Source organism: Elizabethkingia bruuniana (genome assembly GCF_002024805.1).
Classification (GTDB): Bacteria; Bacteroidota; Bacteroidia; order Flavobacteriales; family Weeksellaceae; genus Elizabethkingia; species Elizabethkingia bruuniana.
Genome location: NZ_CP014337.1, coordinates 417,513 through 430,435, shown reverse-complemented (window position 1 = coordinate 430,435; position 12,923 = coordinate 417,513). Strand labels below are relative to the sequence as shown.

Here is a 12,923-nt window from a genome sequence, read left to right as displayed (position 1 = left end):
TTGTATTTTTAGTCTAAATTCCAAATTTCCCATGCTTTTTCTGCCTGTTGTTCAAGCATATAATAGCCATTTACTGTTTTTGCTCCTGTTTCAGCAGCATTTTTTATGAATTTGGTATAATTGGGATTGTAGATTAAATCAATAATAAGATGTTTATCTGAAAGTCCTTCGAACGGGAACACAAGGCAATTTTCAACATTTGGAAAAGTACCAACCGGAGTAGTCTGAATGATTAATGTATGCTCCTTTACAATTTCGGAGGTAAGATTATCAAAATTCAGTTCCGATTTTCTGGAAACCGTTTTATGAGCAATATTATGCTTATCCAACACATATTTTACAGCTTTTGCAGCTCCTCCGTCTCCCAAAATAAGTGCCGAAGTATGATAATCCTTTTTATGGGCAAGCAAAGTCTTCTCAAAACCAAATGCATCTGTATTGAAACCTTTTCTTCTACCATCAGCAAGAACCTTTACGGTATTTACAGCACCTATCTGCCTAGCCTCATCGCTTAATTCGTCCAGAAAAGATATAACCTGTTCTTTATAAGGAATGGTAACATTAAAACCTCTCACATCTGCGTCTTCTAACAACTTAGCAACCTCATCAATCTGCTGCAGATCGAATAAATCGTAAGTATGAGTAGGAAGCATAAGCTTTTTGAATTTCTGTTCAAAATGTTGCTTGGAGAATGAATAAGAAATATTTTTACCGATTAATCCTAGTTTCACAGGTTTTTCCATACATCAAAGTTAGGGAAAACACAGGGAATAACGAAACACTATTTTTAAAGTTAACAGTTGATTATAATCAGTTTTAAAATTCTTAAAACTTAGGGATAATAAAAGGATGTTTTAGCTTCTTAGCTGGCGCTTGCTCCCTCTGGAGAATATCCATGAAATAATTATTCCGAATAAAAGCGCTGTAGCAGCTACAATAAGGTAATTCTGCCATTCAATCTTTACAGGGAAAGGCAGTGCCGCTGTTGCCTTAAAGAAACCAAAATGTTGCTGCAAATAACAGATAAGAGACCCTACAACTAATCCTACTGATACCCCGAATACTACGATGAGTATTCCGGTATTAAAGTAAACTCTTCTAAGCTTTGCCATAGACATCCCCATTGAAATAAGGGATTTTGCCTGCTCTTTTTTATCCAGCTGAATAATGATAATGGCCCCTGCAAGGTTGAAAGTTGTAATAAAAATCACCAACCCAAAAATCAGATAGATCATTAGTTTTTCGGTGTTGATCATCTTCCAGAAAGCAGCATTTTCTTCTGCTTTGGTTTTCATTTCCAAGCCAGCTCCCAGCTTTTCCATCAGGCGATTTCTTACCTCATTGGCCTTTGCAGGATCTTTAAGCTTTATAACAACTGAATAAGCCGTATTTTTAGGCATTCCAAGCAATTCAGCAGACAGTTCCAAAGGAGCGACAATATAACTTGCCATTTGGCTATTGGTAAATACACCTGTTGTAAAAAAATTCTTTTTGTTGAAGATATCTGCTTCTTTACTAATAAGTCCTACACCCGGGCGAGGCATCAGAATCTGGGCATAATCATCCTCCGATGCTACAGGAATCTCCAGTCTGTTGTTCAACTGAGTTTCCATTATAACTTCGTTGGAATATTTAAAAGATGGGTATTTCCCATAAAATACCGTCGAATCTATAGGATTTACCTTTGTATAAGCGGAGTCTACTCCCCTCAGGTAAACAATTTCTCCGTTTCCTTTGTAGTTAATGTAAGCTTTTTCTTCTATTACTTTAGAAAAGTGTGCGATCTCCTGCTCTTTCGATAAAATCCCGGTAACTTTAGTAATATTCGGAATTACTTTCCCTTTTTCCGGAGACAATGTAAGATCGGCATGAATATCCGAAATCATTTTCTTATTAAGCTCAATAAGCCCTGAAAAAACAGAAACAATAATAAACATTGCTGCCACTGCTACCATCATAGCAAATGCAGACAAGCTTGTAATAAAACTTACAGCCTGACTTCCTTTCTTAGAAATCAGGTAACGTTGTGCTATATAAAACGGAGTAGATTTCAACTCTTATAAAACAGGATTATCGCCTTCGCCTTTTAATTCTTTTTCTATGCGTTCTGCATCATCCAGCGAAGTATCCAGAAAGAAACTCAGCTGAGGAATAATACGAACCTGCTTCCCCATCTTTTGTCCCATAAAGTTGCGGTAAACAGCTTTATTTTCTTCAATCTCTTTCATAATATTCTTTCTCAGCTCCGGCGGAAAAATACTAAGGTACACTTTAGCTACTCCCAAATCTGCTGTTACCCGTACACCGGAAACAGTAATTAACAGGTTTTGCCCTGCATTGGCAGCCTGTTGGCGAAAAAGTTCTGCTAAGTCTTCCTGTATAAGTTGTGCTACTTTCCTTTGTCTGTTACTCTCCATAATGCTGCAAATTTACTACTTTTGTTTTAATTGGAGTGTTTCTTATTTATGAATAAGCCCGACTCCCTTGTAGCAACAATTATAGCAAAACAACAAAAATTTATGCTGGATAAAATAGAACATCTCGGTATCGCTGTGAAAAGTCTGGAAACTTCAGACTCTCTTTTCGCTAAACTTATAGGTAAAGAAGCTTATAAAATGGAGGAAGTGGAACGTGAAGGAGTAAAAACAAGCTTTTACCAGATTGGCGAGAGCAAAATCGAATTACTGGAGAGCACACGTGAAGATAGTCCTATCTCAAAATTTATAGAAAAAAAAGGTGAAGGTGTCCATCATATCGCCTTTGGAGTCGATAATATCTATGCTGAAATAGAAAGATTAAAAAAAGAAGGTTTTGAATTTATTTCCGAAGAACCAAAGGATGGTGCTGATAATAAGATTGTTGTATTCCTACACCCTAAATCCACCAACGGAGTACTGATAGAATTATGCCAAGAAAAGCGCTAAAAGTTTGGTGTTTTCTAAATTTTTATTAAATTTGCACACCAATAAAAAACAAAGGCTTTTAAGCCCCGAGTTTTAGGCCCTATAACTCAGTTGGTTAGAGTAGCTGACTCATAATCAGCAAGTCCTTGGTTCGAGCCCAAGTGGGGCCACCCAAAACTCCCTGAAATAAATATTTCAGGGAGTTTTATTTATATAGAAGTATTAAAAAGAAAAAAGCGAGATTAATAAGTGTAGTGTGAATATCAAATTCATATAATAATTTTTGATTATTTAAATAAATCAAGCTCTATGAAGTTATTGGTTCTTTTTAATCTTTCTTGGGCTTCTTTCTCTATCTGTCTAATAAGTTCGCTCCCACTATAAGTTTTACCATTTTCATCTGTTATACTCATTGAAATTTTCACATTAGAAAAACTGGATGGTGGAAGCTGCATGTCTTTGACAGGATTCTTTACATAATCCTTCCAAACATTCTTCAATGATTTATGGCTAATAGTATATGTTTTTTTATCTTTGAAAGGAGTATAAATTTTATTCTCAGTAATCGATTTAGTTCCGACCAATATAAAAGAGTGGTCTTTATTAACGTCTTCTACCTTCAAAATAAGTCCGGGTAATCCTTTAAATCTATAAGGTCCGTCTTGTATTGGAATGTCTGGACAAAACCACGCTTTCCATTTTCTACCTCCCAAAGATACTTCTGCTAACTGAACTTTAAAATCTAGTATAGTAAATGTTTCGGATTTAATTTTCCATGAAATAGAATTAAAATCATCCATTGCATAAGCGTCAGAGCCGATCAAATAATATAATACCGTCTTATTCTGTTTATAATCCTTGGCAACCGAAAAATCAACTTTTGAACTATAATTAGTAAAGTCTATAGTTTTACCACTACCTAGCTTACTTCTGCTAACTGTCCACACAGAATCACGAGCAAATTTTTTATAACTGTAAAATTCAGATTTATCTTTATTAACATCTAAAAACATAAGTTCCTTATCAACTTTTGATTTATTAAGGGAATCCATTTTGAATGTATATTCATAAATAAATTGATTGGCTTGAGAAAACATTAAAAAAGGAAGCAATAAACAGATAATAATAGTACTTTTATTTAGTTCTATTCTAATTTTCCCATTCATATTTTTTTTCAATCCCATTTCTTGGTTGTTTAATCATTTCTATTTTTGCCTGACCCTCAGCAGGAGCCATTAATTTTTTAAAGAAAGCATTATCCTTTTCTTTTTTTAATTCTAAAAATTTTTGCAATGATACTTCTTGAATATTTTTTGGAATAATAATAGCAGGTATTTCTGCATGGTTATTAATGGAAATTACTGTCCATGAATTTATCTTTCTGCCTTCTTCATAAACTTCAAGTATAAGCCCCGGTAATCCTCCAAATTTATAAGGTCCTGTAGGATATGGTATTTCTTTTGTGAAATAGGCTACTATATTACTCCCTCTAAATATAGCTGTCGCTTTATAACACAAATATTTATCTATTTTTTTAGAAATATTATAATCTATACTCCAATTAATTGCTGGCAAAGAATCATCAATTAAATATTCTGTTTTGCCAAGATGTTCTAATATTTTTATATTGTTATTTGTTAAGTCCTTAATTATTTTCTTTTTATAAATTTTTGTTTTTAGAACAAAGCTAAATTCATCTTCTTCCGAGGAAATATTTGCTGTTTTATGCATTATAGAATCCTTTATACTATAAACAGAATTTCCTTTTACATATAAATCTTCATTAAATGAAACTGTTTTTGAAACCACGTGATTATATTGTACATGTATATCTTGAGCTTGTATATAACTTACAATAATACAGTGAATAAGTATGATTATTTTTTTCATATTAGTTTGAATATAATAAAAGTAGCTGATAAACAGCTACTTTAAATTAAAAATAGATTACATAGTCTATTAATCTACACTATCATTTGCGTCAGCCTCTGCTTGAAGTTGAGCCTTACGTTCACTATGCTTATTCGCACATTCTTCTTTAGTGTTTACTGAATAAGTTTCTCTCCATTGCTTAGTTTCTCCAGTACTAGGGTCTGTAACAGAAACAAGAAAAGTACATATAATACCTCCATAGTATTCTATAGAAATATTCACATTTTTAGTTGCACTATACTTTTCTGCACTGCTAACTTTCGAGTTATCCACAACTGAACCTTTAGCACTTACTAATCCGGCAGCTCCAATAACTACAATAAATAAAAGTTTTTTCATTTTGATATTTTTTAATTGATTGATATTTACGAATGTAAATATTTTTTTCAATTAGCAATTTAACATAAATTATTTTCTTATTTTTTACTTTTTATCATTATTACAGAAAAACCATAAAGTATTTATTAAAAAAATCCCGGCAACTCGTGCCGGGAAATATGTCTTATTTCAATTTTAGCCAGAAATAATTATAAAAACTCTATTTCAAATAATCTGCTGCATTCACAAGTTCATATTTTGGACTGCGCTTCATGAATTCATTAAGGAAAGCTGTATGAGTAGCCCCCATAATGATAAAAATTCTATCATCTTTAGTAGCCGGAATCTGATTCAAATTTGAAAAAATCCTCAGGTTTCTTCTGTAAAACTTACTCGCTTCATCAGCTCGCTCAAAGTTTCCTTTAGTACTGATATAGGTTAGAATATCCGCATTGATATTAATAAACTTCTCCAGAGCTTCTTTAGAATTAAAAGTCTTCAGTTTATCCAGTGTAGATAACTTTCCAATTTCAGCAAATTCTTTATAAACACTATTGGTGTAATTCTTTGAAGTCAGGCTGTCTACCGGGTTTTCCAATTCATTTCCAATATTATAATTGTATGGCGCTGTAGCCTGCTCATCGATACCATAAATCTTTTTCACTCCTGACATTTTGCCAACTTCATAAGCAATCAGAGCTACTTCTCCACCTATCTTAGTTTTGTATGTTTTGTCCTTTAAGAAATTAGAATAGTCATTATTCAATTCCTCATTTCTTTCAGGAACTATTTCCACACAAATTATTGTAGGCTTGAACTGCGCCAGCGTTTTGGCTATTTCATAAGTTTCGGATTTACTCTTTTCATCATTTTGATCAAATTTCACTTTATGTTTATCTGGTGTATACACCATGTGAAAAGTCGCAAAATTTAAAACTTTCACTTTTTGCGCAGACAAGTTTGCGTAAATAAAAATCCCAAAGATTAAAATAGTCTTTTTCATTTTTATTCCAGCTTTTAGCATTCTATCCAACGAACAATATACTGACGGATAATTTTTTCAAATAATTCAAGACTGTTTTCAAACCCTACAGCCCCATATTTATTGATGGTAAAACAGGTTTGCCCAACATTTTTATAACTTCCCATATTTACAGTTTTGATTCCGGCAATAGCAGAAACCACAACTGCAATTATAAACAGATTTATTAAAATTCGTTTCTTCATGTTTATTACTTATTATTTCGCCCAAAAATATTGCGGTTTGTTTTGATAAATACTACACTTTTGTGTAGTTTTATACAAATTCGAAAATCAGACATTAGCAATGGATTTTAACCCTTTATTTTCTACTAAAAACAGAATAGATAACCTCTCTTACAAAGATCTATTACAAACCTCTGATTATATAGAAATTGTAAAAGCTTTTTCACGGATTACCTACCAGAGTATTTACATTATAGATTATCAATCCAAAGCTTTCGAGTTTGTTTCGGACAATCCTTTATTTCTTGCTGGTTTAACACCAGAACAGGTATTATCTATGGGTTATGACTTTTATCAAAAGTTTGTACCTGCTGAAGATTTGCAAATGCTGATTAACATTAACAATTCGGGGTTTGAATTCTATGAAAAAATACCACTGGAAGAAAGGAAACAATATGTTATATCCTATGATTTTCATATACAGAATGCAAGCGGAAAATTTATTTTAATCAACCATAAACTGACACCAGTCTTTCTGACAGAAGAAGGAAAGATTTGGAAATCCATGTGTGTTGTCTCCCTTTCTACAAATACTTCGTCGGGAAATGTAACTATAGGAAAACTAAATTCCGACTTGTTATGGGAAATGGATCTTATGACCAATAAATGGTCGGAACGTAAAAAGACAAATCTCACAGAACGGGAAACTGAAATATTACGTTTTTATAATCAAGGTCTCAGCATTAATGAAATAGCTGAAAAAATCTTTATTTCGGTCGATACAGTCAAATTCCACCGTCGAAAATTATTCGACAAATTGGAAGTGAATAATATCAACGAAGCCTTGGCTTATGTAATACATCATAAGTTATTGTAATTATTAAAAATGTTTGTGAAACAGACATAAAAAAAAGCCCCGAAATTAATCGGGGCCAACACCAAATCACAAAATATTTTATATGAAAAAATACTTTACTTACTATACACAAAAGCCTTGCCAAATAAAATATTTTATGATTTTTTTTAGACATATTAACAAATGTCATGTTTTTTTTCACTTTTAAATCCATTCATTAGAAACAAAGGATAAAATGGCAGATTAATTTTTAGAAAATCTGACTGTTTTTCAACCGACATTAAAGTTTAATTATCAAACTTTAATATGGATTGTTAAAATTGACAATCCTTACCTGATCTTCTCTGGTTTCCCATTCTTTTTTGAAGAAATTTGTAAAAAGTTTATTCACCTCATCATTGCCAGCCAGTATTACCTTAAAATCTTTGCTTGTTTTTATAAAATCACTTCTGAAAAGATCCAATACCCTTTCCGGGCTATAGGGATATACAATATGATAGTTGAGTGGATAACTTCCATCCACATCCGGAAAAAACTCTCCCGTATGCCTGCTGTAAACAAAACTATTAACCATACTGGAAAAAGGAAGGTTCCTGTTGAACTGGTAGAAAAAAGATTGCGCATCGGCATTGCCAATAAGGTAATAACACTCTGCATTTGATTCCTGTAGTACCATTTCCTCGGGGTTCATCCATTTAATAATCTTTCCGTTTTGCAGATCTCCCAACCAGTTATACAATTCTTTATCCGGACTGGGATGAATTGTGATATCTGCTATATTACGCATCGCATCATAACTCCACAGCATAAACCTTCTTAATACAGGAATACCTTGGTTATTATAACCAATCATTACAGGAATTATATATCCGGGATTCTTATCTATATCCAGTTCCATTGGGAAAATTGTTCTTATTTTAAGATGCCACGAGGTTGTTGTTATCTTTTTATGATATACAATTTCGCCCCGGTTTATATTTCTTAATTCTGATTTCATTTTACATATTTTTAGAATTATATTTTGTTTCCATCATCTGCCTCTTTCGTTTTCGATTAATAAACCACAACAGAAAACAAAAATGTTTTAACTCACTTTAGCTTAACAATCGTTACACAAAAAGGAAAATAAGGACATACTATTTTTATTAAACTATAGCGACTGTTGTGGTTATAATTAAGTATGATGTATTTCTATTATAATATTAATGGGCATCTGCAGGGATTTCTGTTTTTGTCTTCTTAAAGCCCTGTAATAACACAAACGGAATACAGCACAGCATAGCGATTCCCAGATACTGGTAGGCATCTGTAAACCCCATCAGCATCGACTGTTTATTAATCGTTCCCTCCACAGCCCGCAATGCCATTTCCGAAGCATCAGAATGAGAGAAACCTTTCCCCATAAAACCAACGATATAATCCTGTATTCTTTCCCAGTAAGCAGAGCCATATTCATTTACGTTTTCCAGTAGATAATTCCGGTGTTTTCCTTTTCCGATATGTATTGCTGTTGCTAATCCTGCAATCCCAAAAGAACCGCCTAACTGACGCATCATATTATATAATCCTGCACCCTGCCCTATCTCAGGTCCTTTCAGATCTTTAATAGCCAATGTAATAAGTGGTACAAACAACAATCCAATACCTATTCCTCTGAAGTAAAGTGGAAAATAGAAGTCCGTATTTCCAGAAGACAATGTTGCTTTACTCATAATCATCGGAAAAATAAAGAAGCATATAAATCCTGCAATAACAAAGAGCTGTGGTGGAACTCCTTTTTTCAATAATTTCCCTACTGTTGGCATTAAGGCTATGGTGAATATCTGACCCGGCAGCAAAAGAAACCCCGTTTGCTCTGCCGAGAATCCCAAAAGGCTCTGGCAAAACTGAGGAAAAACAAATACAGAACCATACAAGCCTATCCCGAAAAGAAAAGAAGTAACCATTCCCGCCGAAAAGCTTCTGTACCTGAATAATTTAAGGTTTACAACTGGATGATCCGTTGTGGTTTCCCGCCAGATAAACAGGAGTATACCAATGACTGCAGTAACTGTAAGCACTATAATATACTTGGTTGCAAACCAGTCTTTCTCTTCACCTTTTTCCAGAACTGTCTGCAAGCTTCCCACCGCAACAGTAAGGAGCAAAATCCCCCACCAATCGACAGGTTTGCCTGTATTCTCTTTAGGTGTAGATCTTACATACTGATAAGTAAGTATTGCCGCCAGAATACCCAATGGTAAATTAATATAGAATACCCATGGCCACGATAAATGATCCGTAAGATAACCTCCCAGTGCAGGTGCTACTGTAGGACCTACTACTGCTCCGAAACCAAATATCGCAGTAGCTGTTCCTCTTTCCTCCGGTGGCCAGGTCTCGAGTAATATTGCCTGTGCATTGGATATTAGCCCGCCTCCTGCAAGCCCCTGTAATATTCTGAATACAACCAGCTCTGTCAATGTATGCGAATTACCGCACAACATAGATGCTATTGTAAATAAAATAATAGAAAACAGAAAATAATTCTTACGCCCAAAGCGGCTTCCCAGCCATCCGGACATCGGCAAAATAATAACATTGGCTACAGCATATCCTGTAGATACCCATGCTACATCTTCCAATATAGCGCCCATATTCCCTTGAATATGAGGTATAGCAACATTTACAATAGTTGTATCCAAAAATTCCAGCATACAGGACAATACCATGGTAAAGGTTATAATCCATTTTCTAAATCCTTTCTCAGCCATTATTTCCTGATTATTTGGTTACAACGCTTACCTCTACATTCATTCCCGGACGTATCTTTTTAAGAAGTTCTGCAGAGGCATTAATTTTAATCTTTACAGGAATACGCTGCACTACTTTTACAAAGTTCCCTGTAGCATTATCCGGTGGCAGCAAAGACATCTTGGCACTGGTAGTTCCGGCATAGTTGTGTACAACACCATCTATAGGTTCATCCGGATAAGCGTCCACTATAATCTTAGCTTTCTGTCCCGGACGGATATGCTGCATCTGCGTTTCTTTGAAGTTGGCTGTTACATAGAGGTTATTTTCATCTACAACCGCAAACAGCGTTTGCCCTACCTGCAGCAACTGTCCCATTTGTACACGACGCTTGGTTACAATCCCGGAAACAGGTGCTTTAATATTCGTATAGGATAGCAGTAGCTTCGCATAATCTACATCTGTTTGCTGCTGGTTTGTTGCTGTATGCGTTACATTAAGCTCCGAACGCGTATTTCCAATCTGTGCTACTGCCGTTTTATATTGCTCTTCAGCAGATATATAAGCTGCTTTAGCAATATCACGTTCTGCCTTAGCCTTATCAAAAGTCTGCTGCGGAACAGAGCCACTTCTGGCAAGTGCTGCATAACGATCGTAATCCTGATTGACCTGCCATAGTCTGGCTTTAGCTTCTTCTATTCTTGCTTTATATCCCAATGATGCAGCATGAGTAGCAGATACCTGAGTTTCGGACACACCAATCTTAGACCCTGCGGTCTTTTGTGCTGCCAAAGCTTGTTCCAATTTAATACGGTACTCCTGATCTTCCAGTGTTACCAAAGTCTGTCCTTTAGTCACACGCTGATTATCTTCAAAGTTTATAGTATTGATATAGCCTCCTACACGTGCCACCACAGCACTAAGGTCACCATCCACCTGAGCATCATCGGTATCTTCATGACTCTGGTAGTAGGTATATTGTTTTATTCCGAAAATACTACCGGCTATAATTACGACCAACAGAATTGCCGGTACTGTATATTTTTTCTGTTTTGTCTGAGTTGTTTCGATATTCATAAGTATTGTTTTCTTATAGTATTATTGATTAATTGTTGATATTTTACCCGACACTTTTAATAAGTTGTACCAGGCAACAGAAGCGTCGGCACGGGCAATTTCCAGATCAGTAAGAGCCTGATAAAGTTTAGCATCTGCATCTATACGATCGGTAACTGTTGTAACATTATTTTTATAGCGGTCTTCCTGCATACGATCATTTTCCGTTGCCTCGTCTATGGCAGAATGCAGTAATGCTACTTTATTTAAGGCACGCTGATATAACTGATAAGCCTGATTCACCTCTGTACGAATCTTATCTGTCCAGATATTCTTTTCAATCGATGTTTGCTGCTGGCGGATTTTTATTTCAGAGCGTTTGTTTTTATTCATCCACAGCGAGGAAAAATCCCAGGATAATGTAGCCCCCGCTGAAATCGGAGCTATAAAATTTCCGTTGGCAGGAATAAATGTGAAACCGGCATGAAGATATTTTAATCCGGCATTTAATGACAATTTCGGAAGTTCATCTGCCTGTATCGTTTTAAAGGAAAACTCTTCCACTTTATATTGCATATCATTTTGCTTCAGCTCTTTCCTTTCCGAAAAAGCCATATTCACATATTGGTTCAGCGGAGCCGGGGCATCTTCTTTTAACAATACCTGTCCCGATTTTAAATCTGTTTCCTCCGGCAATCCGAGTAATACTGCTATATTATAACATATAATCTTTCGGTTGGCTTCCAGATCCGATGCTGTGATTTCTATTGCCGATTTCTGTAATCTGAAGCGCAACACATCGTTTTTAGTAACAACACCATGGCGGTAAAACTGATCTGCCTGCTGAATCAGCTTTTCTATGGCTGCCATATTCTGCTGTACAATTTTCTGGCTCTGGGTTACTTTATACAAATCAAAATACATTTGTACCGCTGTATAAATCACCTCATCTTCACTAAGAGACACATTGGTTCTGGCCATCTCTGTTAACAACAATGTAGAAGCTCTTGCATATTTTAGCTTAAAGCCGTTGAACACAGTTTCACTTAGTACAATATTCCCGTTATATGATTCTGCTCTGTCCGGCAATGTCCAATCCAGAGATCCTAATCTGATATGATTTGCCGGAATTTCTGCATGAGAGAAACTACCACTTATACTTCCTGTTGGTAGTGACATATCCTTTGCCTGATTGTATTTATTAATCGCAAGATCTATTGCAGAACGCTTTAGCTTTAGTGTATTACTGTTAGAAAGCGCCATTTCTATAGTCTGATTAAGTGTAAGAATATTCGACTGAGCCTGTACACTTACCATCATCATACTTCCTCCGGCACACATTAACAGCGATGCCTTTAGGGCTTTCAAAGGAATTTTTAATGTTTTCATTTCTTATATTTTTCGTTCATTACAGAGCATAGCTCCGCCAGGCAGGCTTTTAGCCCGTTTATTTTTTTATTACTAAGCAATTATGTTATGAGGATTTAGTGTGCCTGATGGTTGTAAGGCATTACCAGTACTGGTATAGTAGTATGTCGGATCACCTGCTCGGCTACACTGCCATTTATCCAGTGATCCAGTCCCGTTCTTCCGTGAGTACCAACAATAAGTAAGTCGGCGGTATTTTTGGTAACAAACCGGATTATTTCCTCCGAAGGATCACCTTCCGGTATTATTACATGACATTCTACAGTATTAAAAATTTTATTAAGCTCCTGGACTTTCTCTATCAGCTGCGCTCCGGAGCTGTTATTCTCTATGGAAGCATTAGCCAGTGATGCATTTACAACAGCCTCATTATTTCGGATCAAAAGTATTGTCATTCTACTGTTAAAGGATGTAGCCAATTCAAATCCATGCCGGGCGATCATTGGAGAATAAATACTCTCATCGAGTGCGATGATTATAGATTTCATGTT

The 12,923-nt window shown here is 35.3% G+C and carries 15 protein-coding genes and 1 tRNA gene; 3 read left to right on the top strand and 13 right to left on the bottom strand.

Annotation, left to right across the window (positions count from 1 at the left end):
* Window positions 1-8: 8 nt before the first annotated feature.
* The 3 genes from AYC65_RS02015 to rbfA all read right to left on the bottom strand — a co-directional run bounded on the left by AYC65_RS02015 (window position 9) and on the right by rbfA (window position 2,417).
* Window positions 9-743 (bottom strand): shikimate dehydrogenase family protein, encoded by a 735-nt coding sequence (locus AYC65_RS02015; RefSeq protein ID WP_034871469.1) that lies wholly within the window; start codon window positions 741-743, stop codon window positions 9-11.
* Window positions 744-854: 111 nt separating this feature from the next.
* Window positions 855-2,054, bottom strand: coding sequence for an ABC transporter permease (locus AYC65_RS02010; protein WP_034871470.1), 1,200 nt, complete (start codon window positions 2,052-2,054; stop codon window positions 855-857).
* Window positions 2,055-2,057: 3 nt separating this feature from the next.
* Entirely contained in the window at window positions 2,058-2,417 is a 360-nt protein-coding gene (gene rbfA, locus AYC65_RS02005) for a 30S ribosome-binding factor RbfA (protein WP_009089816.1), read from the bottom strand.
* A gap of 102 nt (window positions 2,418-2,519) precedes the next feature.
* Between rbfA and mce the strand changes: the two genes are divergently transcribed.
* Together mce and AYC65_RS01995 are read left to right on the top strand one after the other, a co-directional pair.
* Window positions 2,520-2,924 carry a methylmalonyl-CoA epimerase gene (gene mce / locus AYC65_RS02000; protein ID WP_034871545.1) on the top strand — a complete coding sequence of 135 codons (405 nt, stop codon included), beginning with the start codon at window positions 2,520-2,522 and terminating at the stop codon, window positions 2,922-2,924.
* 75 nt (window positions 2,925-2,999) lie between these two features.
* Window positions 3,000-3,073 (top strand) — tRNA-Ile (locus AYC65_RS01995).
* A 117-nt stretch (window positions 3,074-3,190) separates the two neighbouring features.
* On the opposite strand, the gene AYC65_RS01990 is transcribed toward AYC65_RS01995, so the two are convergent.
* The 5 genes from AYC65_RS01990 to AYC65_RS01970 form a co-directional block, all read right to left on the bottom strand.
* Window positions 3,191-4,087, bottom strand: a complete 897-nt coding sequence (locus tag AYC65_RS01990) for a GLPGLI family protein (protein WP_059333783.1) — start codon at window positions 4,085-4,087, stop codon at window positions 3,191-3,193.
* On the bottom strand, window positions 4,053-4,793 hold the full coding sequence (locus AYC65_RS01985) for a GLPGLI family protein (protein WP_059333782.1): 741 nt from the start codon (window positions 4,791-4,793) through the stop codon (window positions 4,053-4,055). Before AYC65_RS01985 ends, AYC65_RS01990 begins: the two co-directional genes overlap by 35 nt.
* A gap of 69 nt (window positions 4,794-4,862) precedes the next feature.
* Window positions 4,863-5,174, bottom strand: coding sequence for a hypothetical protein (locus tag AYC65_RS01980; RefSeq protein WP_034871546.1), 312 nt, complete (start codon window positions 5,172-5,174; stop codon window positions 4,863-4,865).
* Between the two features lie 199 nt (window positions 5,175-5,373).
* Window positions 5,374-6,156: a DUF5694 domain-containing protein gene (locus tag AYC65_RS01975; protein WP_034871547.1), complete on the bottom strand. Its 783-nt coding sequence runs from the start codon at window positions 6,154-6,156 to the stop codon at window positions 5,374-5,376.
* A gap of 14 nt (window positions 6,157-6,170) precedes the next feature.
* On the bottom strand, window positions 6,171-6,380 hold the full coding sequence (locus tag AYC65_RS01970) for a hypothetical protein (RefSeq protein ID WP_034871473.1): 210 nt from the start codon (window positions 6,378-6,380) through the stop codon (window positions 6,171-6,173).
* 100 nt (window positions 6,381-6,480) lie between these two features.
* Here AYC65_RS01970 and AYC65_RS01965 point away from each other — a divergent pair, with 100 nt between their 5' ends.
* Window positions 6,481-7,236, top strand: a complete 756-nt coding sequence (locus tag AYC65_RS01965) for a response regulator transcription factor (protein WP_034871474.1) — start codon at window positions 6,481-6,483, stop codon at window positions 7,234-7,236.
* Between the two features lie 280 nt (window positions 7,237-7,516).
* On the opposite strand, the gene AYC65_RS01960 is transcribed toward AYC65_RS01965, so the two are convergent.
* The 5 genes from AYC65_RS01960 to AYC65_RS01940 form a co-directional block, all read right to left on the bottom strand.
* Window positions 7,517-8,212: a siderophore-interacting protein gene (locus AYC65_RS01960; protein ID WP_234300222.1), complete on the bottom strand. Its 696-nt coding sequence runs from the start codon at window positions 8,210-8,212 to the stop codon at window positions 7,517-7,519.
* 205 nt (window positions 8,213-8,417) lie between these two features.
* Complete coding sequence (locus AYC65_RS01955) at window positions 8,418-9,968, bottom strand: DHA2 family efflux MFS transporter permease subunit (RefSeq protein ID WP_034871475.1); 1,551 nt, start codon at window positions 9,966-9,968, stop codon at window positions 8,418-8,420.
* 10 nt (window positions 9,969-9,978) lie between these two features.
* A complete protein-coding gene (locus AYC65_RS01950; RefSeq protein ID WP_034871476.1) occupies window positions 9,979-11,025 on the bottom strand; it encodes an HlyD family secretion protein in 1,047 nt (348 codons plus the stop codon).
* A 21-nt stretch (window positions 11,026-11,046) separates the two neighbouring features.
* Entirely contained in the window at window positions 11,047-12,393 is a 1,347-nt protein-coding gene (locus AYC65_RS01945; protein ID WP_034871477.1) for a TolC family protein, read from the bottom strand.
* 95 nt (window positions 12,394-12,488) lie between these two features.
* Window positions 12,489-12,920, bottom strand: a complete 432-nt coding sequence (locus AYC65_RS01940; protein WP_234300221.1) for a universal stress protein — start codon at window positions 12,918-12,920, stop codon at window positions 12,489-12,491.
* Between the last annotated feature and the right edge of the window lie 3 nt (window positions 12,921-12,923).